Genomic DNA, 20,096 nt, shown 5'->3' with positions numbered 1-20,096 from the left:
AAACCTAAACCCAAAATTACGAAAAAATTATTCTCAAAACAAACACCTGCAAATCTATTGCTTTCGCTTTGCTCAATTATATTGTTTCAATAGTAATACTTATTGCAACCTTATTATTCTAAATATGTATACCCATATAATCCCGAACGATAGTTCGAAAGGAACTCTTTGCCTTCTTCAGTTGTGATTTTACCCGATTTCACTGCCCCTGTTACCCATGTTTCAACTGTGCGAACTAACTTTTTAGCATTGTAGCCAACGTAGTCAAGCACTTCTGCAACTGTTTCACCGTCAATTACTTGCTTGATTTGATAGCCATCATCGTCAAGTATAATATGCACTGCATTTGTATCACCAAACAAATTATGCAAATCACCCAATATTTCTTGATATGCTCCAACAAGAAAAACACCAATGTAGTAAGGTTCATTTGGATTAAAATCGTGTAAATGCATGTAGTATGAATAGTTGGTCGTAGAGATAAACCTGTCAATTTTCCCATCTGAATCGCAAGTAATATCTTGAAGTGTTGCAATTCTATCAGGTTTCTCACCAAGTCTATGGATTGGCATAATCGGGAACACTTGATCAATTGCCCAGGAATCTGGCAAAGACTGAAATAATGAAAAATTACAGAAGTATTTATCTGCAAGCATCTTTGCAAGCATTCGTATTTCCTCAGGTGGATGCTTGATTTCAGTACTAATCCTGTGGCATTCTTTTGCAATCGACCAGAACAGACGCTCAATTAAGGCTCGCGTGCGTAAATCAAGCAACCCTAAACTGAATAAATCAAGTGATTCTTCACGAATTTGCTGCGCATCGTGCCATCCTTCGAGCATCTTTGCCTGATTTATGTTCTCGTAAATATTATGAAGCTCTTGCACTAATTCGTGGTCATCCTCAGATACTTCCATTGTTTCAGGATCCCAGGTTGGCATAGACGTACTTTCAAGAACATCGAAAACAAGTATAGAATGGTGTGCCGTCAGTGAACGCCCTGATTCAATTATTATATTTGGGTGCGATAGCTCATTCTTTTCGCATACATCAACCAAAGTAGAGACAGCATCATTTACATATTCCTGTATGGTATAATTAACCGACGAACCAGAAGTTGAAGAGCGTGTCCCGTCATAATCTACACCAAGCCCACCACCAATATCAACAAATTCAACCGAACAACCTAATTTCAACATTTCAACGTAAAATTGTGCTGCTTCTTTTAGGGCCGTTTTAATCTTGCGAATTTTTGTTATTTGGCTGCCTAAATGAAAATGTATGAGCTTTACTTGATCTTTCAGCTTATGTTTTTCCAAAAGTTCAATCGCTTCAAGCAACTCAGATGAAGTTAGTCCAAACTTGCTGCGGTCCCCACCTGAATCTTCCCATTTACCACTACCACTACTTGATAGTTTTATTCTTATCCCTATATTTGGCTTTATCTTTAATCGTTTTGATATATTAATGATCAGTCGCAATTCATTCAATTTCTCAACTACTATATAAACTTTTTTGCCCATTTTTTGTGCAAGCAAAGCAAGCTCTATAAAATCTTCGTCTTTGTATCCATTACATATTATTAACGAGTCATCATCTTCGGTATTTATCGCTAAAACGGCGTGCAACTCAGGTTTCGAACCAGCTTCCAATCCAATATTGAATTTTTTTCCATAAGACACAATTTCTTCGACAACCGGTCTCATCTGATTGACTTTTATCGGATAAATTATAAACGAATTCCCTTTAAATTGATATTCTTCGGTTGCCAACTTGAAACAATTTGCAATTGTCTCGATGCGATTATCCAGAATATCTGGAAATCGCAATAATACCGGCGTCGAAACATCTCGCAATTGCAGTTCATCAATTAATTCTTTCAAATCTATTTCGGCACCGTTTTTCTTTGGGCGGACCACTACATGCCCCTTGTCGTTAATCGAAAAATAATCAATACCCCAGCCGTTGATGTTATAGAGCTCAGCTGAGTCCTCGACGCGCCATTTTCTCATCTAACTCCTTTCTTTTTGATGATTTAAATAAGTAATTGACAATTAGCTCAAATTTATATTGCAAAAATATCATTTTATTTGATTAAAAGTTTTATTTTTGTTAATTCATTTTTTAGATTTTTACTTTTAAATAGTATGCCTACACTTTTATATAATAATGCGTATTTCTCGAAATTTTCAAATTCATCAAACGAAATTGATTTTGCTTGCTTCGATGTCCATTCAATTATGAATTTCTTTATTGAAAAGAAAAAGCCCAAATCTATGTTACTTGTTCTTCCTACACGAAGAATGGTGCTTTATTATAAAAATCATTTCATCAGAAAATACTTCGAACGCCACAAACAGCCTTGCGAACCACCTTCGCTTCATACTTTCGAATCTTTGGTGATGAACTGCCACAAAAAAATTTTTCAAAACAAAAAAACTCAGATTTCTGAACCCTTTATTTATGCACTTATCGAAGAAGCCATAAACAATAGCAAACTTAAATTTTTTCGGCATAATCCCAAAAATAAAAAAGTAAGTTTCGGGCTGGTTACTAAAATTGCTCAAATAATCAATGGTCTTAAAGAAGACGGAATTTTCCCCGACGACCTTTTCAGAGATGTCGAAAATTATTCTCCACAAGATTACATAGATTACAATATCGGTGGCGTAAGCGACCCCAAAAAACTTCACGATTTCGCTGTAATCTACCAAAAATATCAGGAACTGCTTTCCGATAAGTTTTTAGATGCTCCTCAATACTTAATTGATTTGAATAAGTATTGCCTGCAAAATACCAGTACAGATTTCCCACTTGACCAATTATTCGACCCTGAAACTGTAATCCTATTCGATAAATTTATTGAATTTAAGCAACCGCAAGCTACCTTTCTTAAATTATTAAGCCAAAGCAGCATTCCCGTTGCTATTAATGTTGATTTCTCGCCTATCAATGGCCCTCTCTTCGGCAATTTAACCGAAACAATCGCAGATATTCAAGCAAACTCTTATTCTTCAATTTCGTATGTCGATGTTAATGAAAAGATGAATATTGAGGATGAAATTAATCTTCCGCCTTCGCAATATCTTCGTCGGCGTCTATTCAACAATGAAGAATATCGCGAAATTTTCTATAATCAACTTAATGATACTATTAAAGTTATTGCTTGCGAAAATCAAGTCGATGAAGTCAATACAATTGCAAAAATAGTTCGCTATCTTATCGAGCAAGGCTATAACCCAACAGATATTGCTATTGTTTCTCGTATGCCCGAACTTTATTCCTCCCTTTTCCGTGAAATATTTGCAGCAAACAATATTGAAAGTTTTATTACTGATAGATTTGATTTATCTGCTTCACAACTTGTGATTACTTTTCTTAATATATTCGATTTAGTTATCAATAATTATCGAAAGTCTGACCTGAAAAAAGTATTACAAAGCTTCTATTTTAAAACCTGGGCAAATTCATTTATCGATGTTGAAAATTTACTCGAAGTAATAACGGAAATCCCGTTTCTGGGTGGTACAAAATCCAACGGTGCAGAATTCTGGCGCGAAATTCTTTCCTTCAACATCAAATATTTCGATAATTCTCTTTCAGCCAATGAGAGTGATAATACAGATTTATATTTTCTAAAACTGAAAAAAGAAAAATACGAAAAAGCTTTGAATGATTTTCGCAAACTTGTCGAACTTGTCTCTTTCGAAAACCGAGAATACCTTTCTGATGAAATATTGTCTGTTATCAAAAAGCAAATAATTAATAAATTAAATATTCAGGAACAAATTATAAATAAATTATCAGAACTTAATCAAAATAAATCGAAAATCTCTACTCTAAACTATCTCTTCCTTCGTGATGAAATCGAAAAAGATGTTGCTGCCGTTAATTCCTTCATTAAACTTGTAGATGAATATTCAAAAATTCAGTCAATTCTCTATCCACAGCAAAAAATAAAATTAAGTGAATTTGTCGATAAAATTAAAATTGCAGCCCTAAATACAAAATATAATATCAAAGAAAGTGCGGACCGCGGTGTTAAAATTACTTCTATTGAGCAAATCATTGGTATTCCTTTCAAAGTTGTTATTCTTTGTGGTGCAATTGATGGTAATTTCCCCCTTGCTTATCGTTCCGAGAACACATTGGGAAAAATTCTTCCTAAAAGCGAACTTCGTCACCTCGAATCAGAACGAATCTTGTTTTATAAAACATTGACAAACAATCTTGAACTATTTGACCAAGGAAATTTCAAAATCTTTATCACTTTCCCAGAATTTCTTGATAAAGAAGAACAAATAATGTCGACTTTTATTTCCGCTTTGTTCAATGTTACCTCTCTTAGCCAGGTAAACAAATTCTATAAATTATCTACTATCAGAAAGGCACTCGCAACCAACTCCAAAGACGAAATAATTAGCCGGCAGATAAACGATATTCCTTTCATCAATTATATTTCCAATATTGGCGAACTTATCCGCAAATTTGCAGCAAACGAATTATCGCAATCTGACGTGATTGATTTAATTAATGTAGATTCTTTGCAAAAAGAAAATGAAAGAATTAACAAATATGTTTACTCAGTAGATGATGAAACTTCGGTATTCGGGAATAATTTGCAGCAAAATTTATTTAACTTTTTAGGTGAATATAAAAACAAAACCTATTCCGTTTCCGAATTTGAAACATACCAAAAGTGTCCATATCAATACTTTTTACGGTATGTGCTGGGAATCCGCGAACGAGTTTTGGAAACTGAAGAAATCCCAAATATTGAAATTGGCAACCTCCTTCATAGGATTGTTTATAAATTTATGACTTCCATAAAAAACGAAACTCCAAATTCAAGTGGGTTAGTCAAATTAGACAAAAATCAAAAAGATATATACTGGAACTTACTTGTTAATTTTGCAAGGCAAGAACTCGAATTTTTCAAATACTTCGACTATGAATATCATATCCTTACTAAATTGCTAATTGGTGATTTCAACAAATCATCTAAATCTAACTCAAATACTTGCAATAGAGGCTTACTCAATTTATGGCTCGATCGCGAATTGCAATATCACGAACATTCAAATAATCTATATCCTGCATTCTTTGAACTCGCTTTCGGTTATCCAAAACAAAACGCAGCTCCCGTCTCAATAAATGGCATTAAAATACGTGGGAAAATTGACAGAATTGACCTGCACGAAAACAAAAGTTGTTTCTTAATCGTTGATTATAAAAAATCTTCTCCCGATACAATTAAGAAAAGCGAAAATGATTTGGGCGAAAATTTTCAAATCCCTGTTTATATCAAGGCTGCTGAACAAATTTTGCCCTCAATTTCTGGTGTTGCTTCAATTGAACCCATTGGCGGTGCCTATTTCTGCTTTAAACCCGATAAAAATAATAAGAAAACTGAAATCAACGACCAATTTCCAATATTAAGAAAAACAACTTATTTCCCAATTATTGCTCCAGATTACAATTTCCTTGAAAAAGATAGTCATCAAAATGATGAAGACCGTATATCCCAAATAATTGATTCTACTATTGAGCAGGTAGAACAAATTGTCAAGAAAATATCGCAGGGGCTATTTGGCGAAAAAAATATAAAAAACAATAAAATCTGTGAATATTGTGGTTACACAAATTTATGCCGAAAAAATAAACACGAAATTTACAACAATGAAAACGGAAATGAAAATGAAAACGATTAATTTTCCTGCTGGGAACCGCTTTTCTGCTGTTGTGTGCCTGAATGCTAACCTACCTGATAAATTTGTTTTTGATATGGTTGCTTCTCTTCCGTTGCTTGTTGCTGATGGGGCTGCAAATAATATTTTGGCTCTTGGTTTAGACCCTACAAAAGTAATAGGCGATATGGATTCTTTCTTCATGAGTAATCAACAGCAAATACCACAGGAAAAACTCTTGATAATTCCAGACCAAGAAACAAACGATTTCGAAAAAATTCTACAATATTGTATTCATAATAATTATAATGATTTGCTGATTTTTGGTTTTCACGGTGGTGAGCTCGAACACACTTTAAACAATTGGAGTGTGCTCAAAAAATATTGCAAACGCCTTAATTTGTGCATATTTGATAATAATCGCTACGGAATCCCAATTTACGAATCAGTTGAACTCTTCGTTAATGTTGGCGAAATTATCTCGCTTATTCCTCAACCTATGGTGCAACTCCGAACACATAATTTAGAATGGGAACTCCACGGCGAAATTCTCGAACTCGGCAAACGTGAAGGCGCCAGAAATGTTGCTGTCGGAGAACATTTAACTCTTGAAGTGCTCGAAGGCGAATTGTTACTCTTTATAAATCATAGACTTCCAATTGCCCCTGTTTTCTTGTATCCTTTTTAATTTTGGAAAATTATAATTTTATCTTTATTTTTGTAAGTTATTTTTGTACGGGCAGTAGGAAATGATAAAAATTAGGATACATGGAATAAAAGATGGCATACACGAAGTTAACGAGATTGTTCCTGTAAGCGAAGTCGCTGGAATGCTGCCTGAGTTCTTTGGAAATGTGTCCTTTGTCGGTAAGCTTCGAAAAATCGGCAAACGCTTCACTATTACTGGCTTTGCTGAATGCCAAATTAAACTCATTTGCGATTTGTCGCTCGAAGAATATACCGATATTATATCGTCGGAAATAAATGTTTCTTTTATTGCCGACACTGAACTGTTTTTGCTGAACAGAGAAAATTACGACGACCCAGACATTGAACGTGCTGTTCACGAAGACGACGAGTTCTTCGATATTTCCGACGATGTTCGTGAGCAATTGACAGTTTCAATCCCGATGAAACGAATTGCTCCTCAATATCGGGATAAGACTTTTGCTGATTTGCATCCAGAATTCTCTGCAGAAATAAATGAAACGGCTCCTGATGAAGAGGTGCAAATCGATGAACGTTGGAGTGCCTTGAAAAAAATTAAATTAAATTAAATTAAATTAAATTAAATTAGTATATTCTTTAAGGAATTTTATTATGCCAAATCCAAACCGTAAATTTTCGAAAACAAGAAGAGATAAAAGAAGAACTCACTACAAAGCAGTTGCAGCACAAACTGTTGCTTGCCCAAATTGCGGCGCTATGAAGCTCTCTCATGCAGCTTGCCCTGAATGTGGTTACTACAACGGCCGTAAAATTGTTTAATTGCTTGTGGTGCTGTATCTTTTAATATGACTGGAAACAGTAAAAACAAAATTCGAATAGCACTCGACTCTATGGGTGGTGATTTTGCACCTGTGAATGAAGTTCAAGGTGCATTTTTGGCTTACAAAGAAGTTGCTAATTCAATCGACCTTGAAATTGTTTTCGTAGGTAACCAGAATAAAATCAATGAGGCTATCGCCCAAACGCAATTGCCTGAAAGTGCTTATTCCATTATCCATACCGATGATGTAATTACTATGCACGACGACCCTGTTTTAGCTCTGAGAAATAAACAGGGTTCTTCGTTGTTTGTTGCTGCCAAACTGCACTCGGAAGGTAAAGCTGATGCATTCGTTTCCGCGGGCAATACCGGTGCTATGTTGTCCATCTCCACTATGCTTTTGGGACGGGTTAAAGGCGTTTCCCGCCCTACTATCGGTGCAATGATGCCAACTGTTTCCGGCCGACCTACTTTTGTTTTAGATGTCGGAGCAACAATCGACCTTCGTCCACGCTTTCTTTTCGAATTTGCTGTTATGGGTAGCACTTTCCTTCAACATTCGCTCGGTATAGAGCGCCCCTCTGTTGCGCTGCTCAACATTGGCGAAGAGGAAACTAAAGGTACTGACGCTATTCGCGAAACTTATCAGATGCTTTCTAACAGCTCTCTTAACTTTATCGGGAACATAGAAGGACGTGATATCCTTACGGGGGCTGCCGACGTTGTTGTTTGCGATGGCTTTACTGGCAACATTGTGCTGAAATTAGCCGAAAGTTTTATCAATATTCTGAAGTCAAAGATCAAAAATTATTCTTCAAGGAGCTTTCTCAATAAATTGAAAGTTGGTATGATGGTGCCAACCTTAAAAAATATTCTTTCTGAATTTGACTATCAGGAATATGGTGGAGTGCCTCTATTGGGTGTTAATGGAGTTGTCATTATCGGTCACGGCAAGTCCTCGCCCAAAGCAATAAAGAATATGATTATTCGTTCAATTGAATTTTCGTTGAATAATATTAATAGTAAAATTGAAAATGCTTTGCAATTGACATAATATTTTGACTAATTTGAGATTTTTATATGACTGCAACTATTACTTCCATAGCTCATTACCTGCCGCCAGATGTTTATGATAACTCTTATTTTGAGAGCTATCTCGATACAAGCAACGAATGGATACTCGAACGTACCGGCATCCATCAAAGACGCTTCGCTAAATCCGGTGCTACAAGCGACCTTATCGTTCCTGCTGCCGAACAATGTATTGCAAAACGTGGCATTTCCAAAGATGAGATAGACTGTATTATTGTGGCTACTGTCACACCAGACCATTTCTTCCCATCTACTGCTGCTGTGGTCCAAAACAAGTTGGGACTGAAAAATGCCTGGGGTTTTGACCTTTCCGCTGCTTGTTCTGGATTTGTCTTCGCTCTTACTACTGCTGCCGGTTTGGTCGAAAGTGGCGTATGCCGCAATGTTCTTCTTTGTGGTGCGGATAAAATGAGCTCTATTGTTAACTTCCAAGACCGCAATCAAGCTATACTTTTCGGCGACGGTGCTGGTGTTTGCCTGATTGAAAAATCTAATGATAGCTCGATGGGTATGCTCGACCATATCCTGCGCCTTGATGGTTCTGGTGGCCAATTCCTACATATGGTTGCTGGTGGTAGTTTCAAACCTGCTTCTGCCGAAACAGTTGCTAACGGTGAGCATTACATTTATCAAGATGGCAAAAATGTTTTCAAATACGCTGTCGTTGGTATGGCAGAAGTTACTGTTGAAATTATGAAACGTAACAATATGAAAAGTGAAGATGTTAACTGGCTTGTTCCTCACCAAGCTAATCATCGTATTATTACTGCTACTGCTGAACGTATGGGAATATCTCGTGAACAGGTTATGATTAATATTGATAAATATGGCAATACTACTGCTGCAACAATTCCAATTTGTTTATCCGAATGGCTCGAAAAAGGCTTGTTGAAAAAAGGGCATAACGTTATTTTGGCAAGCTTTGGGGCTGGATTTACTTGGGGTGCAGTTTACTTAAAATGGAATATGAATGATTAATGGAGGTGATATGAAAACTGCATTACTTTGCTCTGGCCAAGGATCTCAATATGTTGGGATGATGAAAGACTTATTTGATAATTCGAACATAGCTAAAAAGATTATTCAAAAAGCTGATGAAATTCTTGATTTTTCTCTTTCTGAAATTTGCTTCAATGGTCCGATGGATGTTTTGAAGCAAACACGCTTCACGCAGCCCGCCATTTTTCTGCATTCAGTCGTTCTATATGAATTGCTGAAAGATAAACTTGAATTTGATGCCGTCGCAGGCCATTCAGTAGGTGAATATGCGGCTTTATATATAGCTGGTGTAATCGAATTCGAAGACGCCCTTCGTCTGGTATCGCTTCGCGGTCAGCTTATGTATTCAGCCGGCGAAGAATTACCCGGCACTATGTTTGCCGTTCTCAATCTTGATGATGATAAAGTTATTGAAGTATGTAATAAACTAAATCAAAATGACGAATCTGCTGTGGTCGTTGCTGCAAACTTTAATTCTCCCGGTCAAGTTGTTGTATCCGGTTCACGTGATTTCTTGCGTAACAATGTAAATGCTTTCAAAGAAGCAGGTGCTAAATTAGTAAAAGAATTAGTCGTAAGTGGTGCTTTCCATTCTCCTCTTATGAAACCTGCTCAACTTGAACTCGAAAAAGCTATCAATACAATTGAGTTCAAAAATGCAAAAGCTCCTGTTTATTCTAATGTGTATGCCAAGCCACTGACAAACGCTGATCAAATCAAAAACGCCTTGATAGCTCAGCTTACTGCTCCTGTCCTTTGGACTCAGTCTCTTCGTCAGATGTTTAACGATGGTATTACTCGCTTCGTCGAACTCGGTCCCGGTCAGGTACTTCAAGGGCTTGTCAAAAGAACTTTAGAAAATGTTGAGATTTCCGGTTTCGATAAATTTGATGATTTGCAAAAGTAAAATTTTTAGTATATTTAACTTTTTAATTTATGGTAATTTATGCACAGATTTGAAAATAAAATTGTTGTTGTAACAGGCGGCTGTCGGGGAATAGGGAAGGCTATTGCCGAAAGATTTGCTCGCGAAGGTGCTTTTGTTTATGCACTTGACTACCGCACCCCTGATGAAAATGAAGTATTTATCGAAGATGCAACAATTCGCGATAGAATTGTTCCTATGCAAGCCGATGTTACTTCTTTCGATTCTGTTCAAAAAATCGTTGATGATATCCTTGCTAAATCGTCGCGAATTGATATACTTGTCAATAATGCTGGTATCACTCGCGATAATCTTCTTATGCGTATGAGCGAAGAAGAATGGGACGCTGTTTTGAATACCAACTTAAAAGGTGCTTTCATTTGCACAAAAGTTGTTTCGCGTCCTATGATGAGTCAACGCTACGGAAAAATTATTAATATAGGTTCGGTTGTCGGAACAATGGGTAACGCTGGACAAGCAAATTATTCTGCTTCCAAAGCCGGTATGATTGGCTTCACTAAATCTATTGCTCGCGAACTTGCATCTCGCAATATACTTGTTAATCTTGTTGCTCCGGGTTATGTTCGCACTCCAATGACCGATAAATTAACAGATGAACAAAAAAATGCTTTCTTAGTTAATATTCCGCTAAAACGTGTTGCAGAACCAGAAGATATTGCTTCTGCTGTTGCCTTCCTCGCAAGCGATGACGCAAACTATATTACTGGTCAGATACTTCACGTAAATGGCGGTTTGTTGATGGACTAATTTTCCTTTTTCTATATTTTTTATTTTGTTTAACTTTTTTTTAGGAGTTCAAAATGGACGAATTAAGAGCAAAAGTAAAAGAAATTATTGTAAAAAAACTTGGTGTCGAAGAAGCTCAAATTACTGACGAAGCTTCATTTACAAAAGATTTGGGTGCTGATTCATTAGATACTGTCGAACTCATTATGGAATTCGAAAAAGAATTCAACGTTCAAATCGAAGATAGCGAAGCTGAGAAAATCCAAACTGTGGGTGATGTTCTCAATTTCCTTTCTTCAAAAAAATAATTTTGTATTGTTAAATTAAAACATACGGCGGAGAGTTATGCCGAAATATAATTTCCCACGTGTTGTTATTACTGGAATGGGTGCTGTTACTCCTATTGGCAATAACCTTGCTGAATACAAGCAAGGTTTGCTCGAGGGACGTAGCGGTGCTGCTCCAATTACACGTTTTGATGCATCTGATTTCGATACTAAATTTGCTTGCGAAGTAAAAAACTTTGACCCGCTTCAGTTTATTAATCGAAAAGAAGTTCAGCGAATGGATATGTTCACCCATTTCGCTATTGCTGCCGCCGCTATGGCTATCGAAGACGCCAATTTAGACGTTGAAAAAATTGATCGTGAGCGTGCCGGCGTTGTTCTGGGCTCTGGTATTGGTGGAATGTGGACATACCATTACCAGCAAGAAGAGCTTTATAAGCGTGGTGGAAATCCTGATAGAATTTCTCCTTTCTTTGTGCCAATGCTTATTTCTGATATTGCTGCTGGACATATTGCCATTCGTTGGGGACTTAAAGGCCCAAATTATGGCACTGTATCCGCCTGTGCTACATCTTCGCACTCTATTGCTGATGCTTTAATGCTATTGCAACGTGGTGATGCTGATGTGATGATTACCGGCGGAAGTGAAGCAGTGGTTTGTCCAATGGGAGTTGGTGGGTTTAATGCTCTTAAAGCTTTATCGACTCGCAACGATTCGCCAGAAACTGCTAGCCGTCCGTTCGACCGCGACCGTGATGGCTTTGTTATCGGTGAAGGTGCAGGAGTGCTTGTCCTCGAAACATTAGAGCACGCTATGAACCGTGGTGCTCGTATTTATGCCGAAGTGGCGGGTTTTGGTCTTACTGACGATGCTTATCACATCACTCAGCCAGTCGCCGGCGGCGAAGGTGCTGTTCGCTCTATGAAACTTGCAATCGAAGATGCTGGTCTTGTCCCTGATGACATTGATTATATCAATGCGCACGGAACATCTACTCCTTTCAACGATAAAACTGAAACAGCTGCTATTAAAACTGTTTTCGGTGAACGTGCTTACAAAATCCCAGTAAGCTCTACTAAATCTATGACCGGACATCTTCTCGGCGCTGCTGGTGCTATCGAGGCTATTGCGACTGCTCTGGCTATTTATGAAGGATTTTTGCCTCCGACTATTAATTATCAAACCCCTGATCCCGAATGCAACTTGTATTATGTTCCAAATAAGTCTGAAAAACGCCAGATCAAAGCTGCTCTGAGCAATACTTTCGGATTTGGTGGGCATAACGCTACAATTTGTTTCAAAGCATTCGAAATGTAGTCTTTGGACAAATGAAAGACTTATTTACTAAATTGTTCTCTACTTTTTCTAAGATTCTTAATCTTAGAACACTTGATACGAATGCCAATCACCCGGATTTTTTCCCGGTGGTTGGCTTTTTATCATCTGAAAAAAAAATAGAACTCGAAAATATTCTTCAAACTAAAATTAATTCTGTAGGTATTTTTGAACAAGCGCTTATTCACCGTTCCTACCTTACTGTGATTGGTTTGGAAGGTGGTTTTCGCTCAAACGAAAGATTAGAATTTTTAGGCGATTCTCTGCTTAATCTTATTGTTTCTGATTTTTTGTTCAAATCAAATCCAGAATTTAGCGAAGGCGAACTTACTAAACTTCGTTCTCGTTTGGTCAATAGCCATTCGCTCTCTCATTGTGGGTTCTCTCTCGGTATTGATAAATACATTATGCTCAGTTTCAGTGCCGAGAAAGCGCTCAAAGATGGTAGCGATTCAATTGTTGCCGATACTATCGAAGCAATTATTGCCGCTATTTACTTAGATTCTGGTTTCCAAAATGCTCGATGCTTTGTTGTTGAAGTTTTGGTCCCTATTATCGTTCAATCTAATCTTATTGTTGATACTAATTATAAAAGCCTTTTGCTCGAAAAAGTTCAAAGTTTAGGATTCTCATCTCCTGTTTATAAAGTGCTCTCCGAAAGCGGTCCCGACCATTGCAAGCATTTTGAAGTTGGTGTTTATCTTGAGAATGTTCTTCTTGGGACAGGTAGTGGGAAAAATAAAAAAACTGCTGAACAAGAGGCTGCTCACAATGCTATCGAACTTAATTTATTCACTAATATAAAAGAAAAGCACGATGGAAAAGTTGATAATTGAAAAATCTCGCCCCGGCAGACGCGGCTATACTCTGCCACAGCTCGATGTCCCTGTTGCTGAATTATCTAATCTTATACCTGATAAATTTTTACGTAAAAGCGAACCTAATTTGCCTGAAATTAGCGAAAATGAGGTCTCCCGCCATTTTGTGAAACTCTCCAAACTTAATTATTCCATCGAGGATGGAGTTTATCCACTCGGTTCTTGTACAATGAAATACAATCCTAAGGTCAATGAAAAAGTTGCATCGATGCCCGGTTTTGCTGAAATTCATCCTTGCTCACAAGATGAACACGTTCAGGGCGCTCTTCGCGTACTTTATGAATGTGGAGAATTTTTAAAGGAAGTTACCGGACTTCAAGGCGTTACATTGCAGCCTTCAGCTGGTTCCCAAGGCGAACTTACTGGAATTTTGCTTTTCCGTGCTTATCATAAAGATCGTGGTAATGATAAGCGAAATGTTGTTCTTATTCCAGATTCCGCTCACGGAACTAATCCTGCTTCTGCTGCTATCGCTGGCTTTCAGGTTGTTACTGTCAATAGTCTTCCTGATGGTCGCATAGATATTGACGACCTTCGTAACAAAGCTAATGATACTGTTGCAGGATTTATGATTACAAATCCTAATACAGTTGGTGTATTCGAAACAAACATTCGTGAAATTGAGAAAATTATCCACGGTTGTGGCGGACTTATGTATATGGATGGTGCTAACTTAAACGCACTTCTCGGTATTGTCCGCCCCGGCGATATGGGCTTCGATTGTGTTCATATTAACTTGCATAAAACTTTCTCCACTCCTCACGGTGGTGGCGGACCCGGCTCCGGCCCAATTTGCGTAAGTGAAAAACTTATCCCATTTCTACCAGTTCCTCAAGTAAGAAAAGAAGGAGAAAGATTCATTATCGTTCGCGATACAGAAAAAACAATCGGTAGTATGCACGCCTTTTTTGGCAACTATGGTGTTGTCGTGCGTGCTTACACATATATGCGTATGCTTGGTAAGGAAAATCTACGCCGTGTTAGCGAAAATGCTATTATCAATGCAAACTATTTAATGAAATTAATCGAACACGAATATTTGATGCCTTACAAAGAGTTTTGCATGCACGAATTTGTTTGCTCGGCTGATTATCAGAAAGAATACGATGTCTCCGCCAAAGACATTGCAAAACGTCTTCTTGATTATGGTTTCCACGCTCCTACTATTTACTTCCCGCTTATTGTTCACGAAGCTATGCTGGTTGAACCTACTGAAACCGAATCAAAAGAAAATCTCGAACTTTTTGCCGAAGCTTTAATCAAAATTTCCAACGAAGCAAAAACAAATAAAGAACTTGTTCTTTCCGCTCCAACTACAACACCAGTAAGAAGGTTGGATGACGCTCTTGCTGCTCGTAAGATTAACGTTAGATGGTAATTCTTTCGTTGAAATTGATATAATAAAAGAGGCTGATTTTCAGCCTCTTTTTTGATTTTATCAATTTTTTTACTTTCTTTTTATCCACTCAATAATAGTTTTTATTACTTCTTCGCTTACATTGCCCTCTTGTTCGTAGTCCGCAGGTTTTGATTTTTTGGGCGAATATACCATCAGATGATTAAGCTTTGGAAACATTTTGAACGAAACATTATTCCTATTTCCAAGATTTTTCTTCCATATCTCATACTCCAACGGTAGAATTTGATAGTCGTTCTCTGCTGCTAAAATTAGTATAGGTATTTCCAGATTTTTAGTGATTTCTACGGGGTTATATTTCGTCAAGTCCTCCCAGTATTTTGGTGGCAACATAAGAAGCAGTGAATCGCGGGAAGTTGAATCTGTGAATTCTCCTTTTTCAAGTAAATCTATCTGATGGCGAACTTTTTTTAGTTCGCTGGCTTCGTATTCATTAATTTTCCCATCTAAATTAAAGATGTATTCATATTGATCAAGCACTATTTGATGAAGTTTACGCGCATTGCCATTCATGATTATTATTCCCGAAATTCCACTATATGATTGTGCTATGCGTGGAGCGATGTGTCCTCCAAGGCTATGACCTAATACATAGATCTTGTAAGGATCTACATAATCTTGCTCTTGTAAATACGCAACTGCCTTGATTGCGTCCTCCATTGTTTCTTCCCAAACTGTTAAATTGTTGTAATCCTGTGCAATTTTACTTGGATATTCACGAGTGCGCTTCTCATAGCGAAATACAACTATTCCATTGCTCGAAAGTCCATACGCTATATCCCGAAAAACTTTGTGCCCTCCAATGGTTTCGTCCATATCGTTCGGTCCTGAACCATGAACTAACACTACAGCTGGATATTGCCCTGGTCTATGCGGAATTGTGATTTTGGCAGGTAGTTCCCAGCCAGGAACACCAAATGTTGTTTCTATCTCGTAAAACTTTGTTGTATCAGCATAATTTGGCAAAGCAAAAGAATAATTACGAGCAAACGGAACGAACAACATAGCCGAAATCTTTTGCGTCTCATCTACAACTATACGACAGTTTAGTGAGTCGTTTGCAAAATAAAATTTAATCAGATAAATATTGTTCTTCAAAGATTTTTGCTTTTCAGGTGTGCCGAATTTAACTACTTTTCCATAGCGACTATCGAGCTGAAGCCAAAATTCCTTTGTCTTATCAGCAGAAAGATATTTCAATGCACCTTCTGCTACCATTTTTTCAGCTTCTAAAAATTTTTCTTGTTTCAACAAATTCAAAAATTTCAAAGCAATCTGCTCTGATTCTTCCGAATAAACTGAATTGACAAAAAAAATAATTGATAAAGCCAAACAAACCAGCGTTTTTTTCACCTTTTGCCTCCTTAATTTATTTTAGCTTTTTTTGCAACTATATTGCTTCCGATGAACATACCAATTCCGTCTCCTTTAATATTCCAGCGAACGTTTGAGCCAACATTACCAAAAATATCATCGTCGCTATTGCCATTATTTCGAGTTATAAAATAATCATAATATTGCTTGTCATAATTCAAAATTACAAATTTATAATTGTTTAATCGCTTTTTTAATACAAGTGTATCATTCCCACCAACATATGCAAAATATATTTTTAATTTATTATCTGATGTGCGTCGCGAATAAGTATATATTTCATCGTAATTGCCATAAATTATATTATCGAATGATATTCCAGCCGTATATACATAGTTTTCGTTAGGTGCTATATATGTGTATACTGATGCCTTATAATATCCTTCGAATAATTTTTGAAACTCAACAAAAACATTGTCAAAACTAACGGGCTCCGGAACTATTGTCTCTCCGTATGCTTTATGTTGCTTCCAATATGCGTATAATTTATATAGTTTTCCTGGCTGTGCTGTTAATTTCGAATTATAGAAACCGTTTTTGTATGTTAATGTGTCGAATTGCTCACCATCTTCAATAATCAAAACAGCATCTTTGACTAATGCTTTCTCAACAGTATAATTTTCTAACGGTGGAATTGTTCTTTCGACTCGAATGTCTTCTATTTTTTCCCCTGCTTGAAGAACTGCCCGAATTACCAACTGCTCGCGATATGGTAAAGTAACGCTCGTTACTTCTTCTTCGCACGAAGATAATCCAAAGCCTAATAATAATGATAGAACAATGTATATTTTTTTCATTTTATCACCTATATTTTGAAATTTAATCCAATGGTTGGGATCAGTGGGAATAGTGTTAACTGCTTCAATTTCTTTGTTTCAGTCATCCCATCATAATCAGTTGAAATATACCAAGCGAATGGGTTACGTCTGTTGTAAGCATTGTATATGTTAAGTGATATTGACCAGGGTATCGTAAGCCATTCAAAATGATGAATAATATTTAGATCCAATTTATGGAAAGCAGGTAATCGTGCTCCATTTCGTTCTGTATACTGATATTTTATATCTTCGTATGGCGATAAACCTATCTCTTCAAAACGGAAAGAACCAGTCGGCATTGTATAAGCCTGACCTGTTCCATAATACCAAGTTGCACCTATTTCCCAAGATGGACTGATTTCATATACTAAAACTATGTTAACATCGTGGCGACGGTCGTACCTCGGATAAAATGGCTTCCCTTCGTTGAGTTCATTAAATTTACGTTTTGTCCAGGATAGTGTATAGCCTATCCATCCAGTTAGATTCCCCAAACGTTTATTGAAAAATACTTCCACTCCATAAGCCTCTCCGTTACCTCTTGTGAATTGATTTTCAAGTGGAATCCCAAAAGAAAATGTTGCCGAATCCTTATATTCATACAGGTTATTCATTTTTTTATAGTACGCTTCTAACGAAAGCAAATACTTCCCGTCGTCAAATAATTGCTCTAATCCAATAACTCCTTGCGTTGAACGGCTCGGAATAATATTTTTCGTTGATGGGAACCAAAGGTCTGTCATTATTGAAATATCATTTCTAATAATCAAGTGTAGAAACTGATGAGCCATAGCAACCGAAGTTTTAAAACTTGTATTATCTGCAATTTTATAAGTTGCAGATAATCGTGGTTCGTAGCGAAAATAGTTTGCTTCTTCAAAATAATATAGTCGCGAACCAATATTTGCAGTAAATCTATCAGATATTTCCCATTCATCTTGTAGATAATAAGATAGTTCCATACTCGTTGCGTCTTTGCTGTTGAATGGAATTTCCAGATTGTTTTCAAAATTATAAGCTGTTTTAGCTAAAAAGCGGTGATTAATTGCTTCAAGCCCTGTCTTTATCTTATGGTTTTTCGATGGGAAATATTGTGCTTCTGCTCGAAAAGTCCAATCTCGAATTTGAGATTTAATTATAAAATTATTTGAAACGTTCTTTTTATCGTAAATGTCTGTTCTGAATGTATAATCTGTATAAATAAGCGAAAAATTTGTAAATAATATCGGCGATACAATATACAGCCATCGAAAATTCGACGTTTTATTTCCCCAGTTAATATCAAACTTCATTTCTTCTTCATCGGGTGATTCCAAGACGTCCCGACACAAGAAACCACTCAGAAAAATATGAGAATTATCCGAAATTTTATGATTAACTTTTGCATTCAAATCATAAAAATAATAATTTGGAACTTCATCCTTGGAGACAAACATAGCAGTTAGAATATCTAAATACATTCTTCTTCCCGACAACATAAATGACGTATTTTCACCTATGGGGCCTTCCAGAGTAAGACGAGAACTAATTAAACTAATACCGCCATCAGCTGCAAAACGGTCTTTTCTGCCTTCTTTCATCGTCATATCAAGAACGCTCGATAATCTTCCGCCGTATTCAGCAGGAAAAGCTCCTTTTATTAACTTAATGTCGCGAAGGGCGTCGCCATTGAATACACTCAAAAATCCGCCTAAGTGATTGGGATTATATACAATTACTCCATCAAGTAGATAAAGATTTTGATCGGGCGAACCACCTCTCACATATAGTCCACTCGATAGTTCGCTCGATTGCTTTACTCCCGGCAAAGTTTGCAATGCCCTGAATACATCTGTTTCGCCTCCAAGCGAGGGTAATTTGAAAATGAAATTAGGTGATATATTTACCGCCGATATTCTTGAAATTGCTTCCTCCGAAGATCGCTCCGCTGTTACTAATACTTCTTCCGTTACAACATCAGATGTTTTCATTTTTATGTTCAGACGTATATTTTCTCCCTCTTTTAGCGTAATTCTCTTCGAATATTGCTGATATCCAACACCTCTGGCTACTATTATGTATTCTCCATTGGGAATCTGAGTGAAACTATAATAACCAAATTTGTTAGTATATGTCCCACGAAATGGTTTGCTGGATATTGAATCCTTATATAATACAACTGTCGAAGAAATTACATTTTCTTTTGTCTTCTCTTCCGAAACTGTGCCAGAAATTGTCCCTAAAGAAGTTTGAGAAAATAAATTTCCCACCATTGTTATCAATAAAAAAATAAATAGATAATTTTTCATATACTCCTTTTTTAAATTTTTGATATTTTCTAAAACGTATTTAGAACAATAAAGTTTCAAATTAATCGTTGATTTATTCGAGACTAAATATTTATTTAGAGTTAATTAATTTTTTGGTTAATACAATAAATAAATGTAATTTTGTTATAGATAATAATTCTGTTTAACTTTATTTAAAGGTTCTATTATGAAAAAACTATTTTTGGGATTCTTTGTTGCTACTTTTCTTCTTTCGCTCAATCTTTTTGCTGAAAATATCAAAGAGGCGAAATTTTCAGTAAATATGACTTGCGAAGGTTGCAAAAGCAAAATCGAAAAAACTTTGAAAAGCGAAAAAGGCATTGTAAAATACAATACCGATTTAGCATCTAAAACAGTAAGCGTTTCTTATGATGCTGATAAAACTAACGAAGACAATATCAAAAACTCAATTGCTAAATTAGGCTACACAGTTGCAAATGCAGCAGAAATTAAATCCACTAAAACCGATGTGAAATCTACTAAATCAGGTTGCAGCAAAAATTGCACTGGTTCAAAAGATAAAAAATGCAACGACTAATCTGAAAAAAAATCCATAAAGCATTCATCAGAGCGAGAATTTTCTCGCTCTTTTGCTTTTAGAATATGTTTTTGCTAATTCATCGATTGAATTGATATATAGGTAATATTTTCAAATTTTACCAACTGAAAAGAATTTATATGTTGGTATAAAAAATATTTATACTATTTTTATAAAAAATAAAGTTAATGTTCTTTCTT

At 36.4% G+C, this 20,096-nt stretch carries 17 protein-coding genes; 13 read left to right on the top strand and 4 right to left on the bottom strand.

The genetic code is table 11. The annotated features are described in order from the left end of the window. Positions 1-113 precede the first annotated feature (113 nt). A complete protein-coding gene (gene speA, locus AC6QZF_RS09650; protein ID WP_499799674.1) occupies positions 114-2,012 on the bottom strand; it encodes a biosynthetic arginine decarboxylase in 1,899 nt (632 codons plus the stop codon). A gap of 135 nt (positions 2,013-2,147) precedes the next feature. Here speA and AC6QZF_RS09645 point away from each other — a divergent pair, with 135 nt between their 5' ends. The 12 genes from AC6QZF_RS09645 (at position 2,148) to gcvPB (ending at position 14,818) form a co-directional block, all read left to right on the top strand. Then, a complete protein-coding gene (locus tag AC6QZF_RS09645; protein ID WP_499799673.1) occupies positions 2,148-5,711 on the top strand; it encodes a PD-(D/E)XK nuclease family protein in 3,564 nt (1,187 codons plus the stop codon). Next, positions 5,698-6,375, top strand: a complete 678-nt coding sequence (locus AC6QZF_RS09640) for a thiamine diphosphokinase (RefSeq protein ID WP_499799672.1) — start codon at positions 5,698-5,700, stop codon at positions 6,373-6,375. Before AC6QZF_RS09645 ends, AC6QZF_RS09640 begins: the two co-directional genes overlap by 14 nt. 61 nt (positions 6,376-6,436) lie before the next feature. Beyond that, entirely contained in the window at positions 6,437-6,964 is a 528-nt protein-coding gene (locus AC6QZF_RS09635; RefSeq protein ID WP_499799671.1) for a YceD family protein, read from the top strand. A 43-nt stretch (positions 6,965-7,007) separates the two neighbouring features. After that, positions 7,008-7,175, top strand: a complete 168-nt coding sequence (gene rpmF / locus AC6QZF_RS09630; RefSeq protein WP_498369606.1) for a 50S ribosomal protein L32 — start codon at positions 7,008-7,010, stop codon at positions 7,173-7,175. 26 nt (positions 7,176-7,201) lie between these two features. After that, the gene (plsX, locus tag AC6QZF_RS09625; protein WP_499799670.1) at positions 7,202-8,230 is read left to right on the top strand and encodes a phosphate acyltransferase PlsX; all 1,029 of its coding nucleotides are present in this window, start codon (positions 7,202-7,204) and stop codon (positions 8,228-8,230) included. 26 nt (positions 8,231-8,256) lie between these two features. After that, entirely contained in the window at positions 8,257-9,246 is a 990-nt protein-coding gene (locus AC6QZF_RS09620) for a beta-ketoacyl-ACP synthase III (protein WP_499799669.1), read from the top strand. A 10-nt stretch (positions 9,247-9,256) separates the two neighbouring features. Continuing rightward, positions 9,257-10,174 carry an ACP S-malonyltransferase gene (fabD, locus tag AC6QZF_RS09615; protein ID WP_499799668.1) on the top strand — a complete coding sequence of 306 codons (918 nt, stop codon included), beginning with the start codon at positions 9,257-9,259 and terminating at the stop codon, positions 10,172-10,174. Positions 10,175-10,213: 39 nt separating this feature from the next. Continuing rightward, a complete protein-coding gene (fabG, locus tag AC6QZF_RS09610; RefSeq protein ID WP_499799667.1) occupies positions 10,214-10,960 on the top strand; it encodes a 3-oxoacyl-[acyl-carrier-protein] reductase in 747 nt (248 codons plus the stop codon). A gap of 53 nt (positions 10,961-11,013) precedes the next feature. Then, the gene (locus AC6QZF_RS09605; protein ID WP_499799666.1) at positions 11,014-11,247 is read left to right on the top strand and encodes an acyl carrier protein; all 234 of its coding nucleotides are present in this window, start codon (positions 11,014-11,016) and stop codon (positions 11,245-11,247) included. Positions 11,248-11,284: 37 nt separating this feature from the next. Continuing rightward, the gene (gene fabF / locus AC6QZF_RS09600; RefSeq protein WP_499799665.1) at positions 11,285-12,544 is read left to right on the top strand and encodes a beta-ketoacyl-ACP synthase II; all 1,260 of its coding nucleotides are present in this window, start codon (positions 11,285-11,287) and stop codon (positions 12,542-12,544) included. A gap of 11 nt (positions 12,545-12,555) precedes the next feature. Beyond that, positions 12,556-13,398 carry a ribonuclease III gene (gene rnc / locus AC6QZF_RS09595; RefSeq protein ID WP_499799664.1) on the top strand — a complete coding sequence of 281 codons (843 nt, stop codon included), beginning with the start codon at positions 12,556-12,558 and terminating at the stop codon, positions 13,396-13,398. Continuing rightward, positions 13,379-14,818: an aminomethyl-transferring glycine dehydrogenase subunit GcvPB gene (gene gcvPB, locus AC6QZF_RS09590; protein ID WP_499799663.1), complete on the top strand. Its 1,440-nt coding sequence runs from the start codon at positions 13,379-13,381 to the stop codon at positions 14,816-14,818. Before rnc ends, gcvPB begins: the two co-directional genes overlap by 20 nt. Positions 14,819-14,887: 69 nt before the next feature. Here the strand turns inward: gcvPB and AC6QZF_RS09585 are convergent, their stop codons facing one another. The 3 genes from AC6QZF_RS09585 to AC6QZF_RS09575 are packed head-to-tail and all read right to left on the bottom strand — an operon-like array spanning position 14,888 to position 19,337. Further along, positions 14,888-16,210: an alpha/beta fold hydrolase gene (locus AC6QZF_RS09585; protein WP_499799662.1), complete on the bottom strand. Its 1,323-nt coding sequence runs from the start codon at positions 16,208-16,210 to the stop codon at positions 14,888-14,890. Between the two features lie 11 nt (positions 16,211-16,221). Further along, complete coding sequence (locus AC6QZF_RS09580; RefSeq protein WP_499799661.1) at positions 16,222-17,028, bottom strand: DUF4249 family protein; 807 nt, start codon at positions 17,026-17,028, stop codon at positions 16,222-16,224. 8 nt (positions 17,029-17,036) lie between these two features. Then, positions 17,037-19,337 (bottom strand): TonB-dependent receptor, encoded by a 2,301-nt coding sequence (locus AC6QZF_RS09575; RefSeq protein WP_499799660.1) that lies wholly within the window; start codon positions 19,335-19,337, stop codon positions 17,037-17,039. Between the two features lie 187 nt (positions 19,338-19,524). Here AC6QZF_RS09575 and AC6QZF_RS09570 point away from each other — a divergent pair, with 187 nt between their 5' ends. Further along, complete coding sequence (locus AC6QZF_RS09570) at positions 19,525-19,896, top strand: heavy-metal-associated domain-containing protein (RefSeq protein WP_499799659.1); 372 nt, start codon at positions 19,525-19,527, stop codon at positions 19,894-19,896. Positions 19,897-20,096: the final 200 nt, after the last annotated feature.

The sequence above is a fragment of the Eximiradius sp. genome, assembly GCA_937127445.1.
GTDB lineage: Bacteria > Bacteroidota > Ignavibacteria > Kapaibacteriales > UBA2268 > JAKIZO01.
The sequence above is the reverse complement of the archived record's forward strand: the minus strand, read 5'-3'. Positions and strand labels throughout refer to the sequence as shown.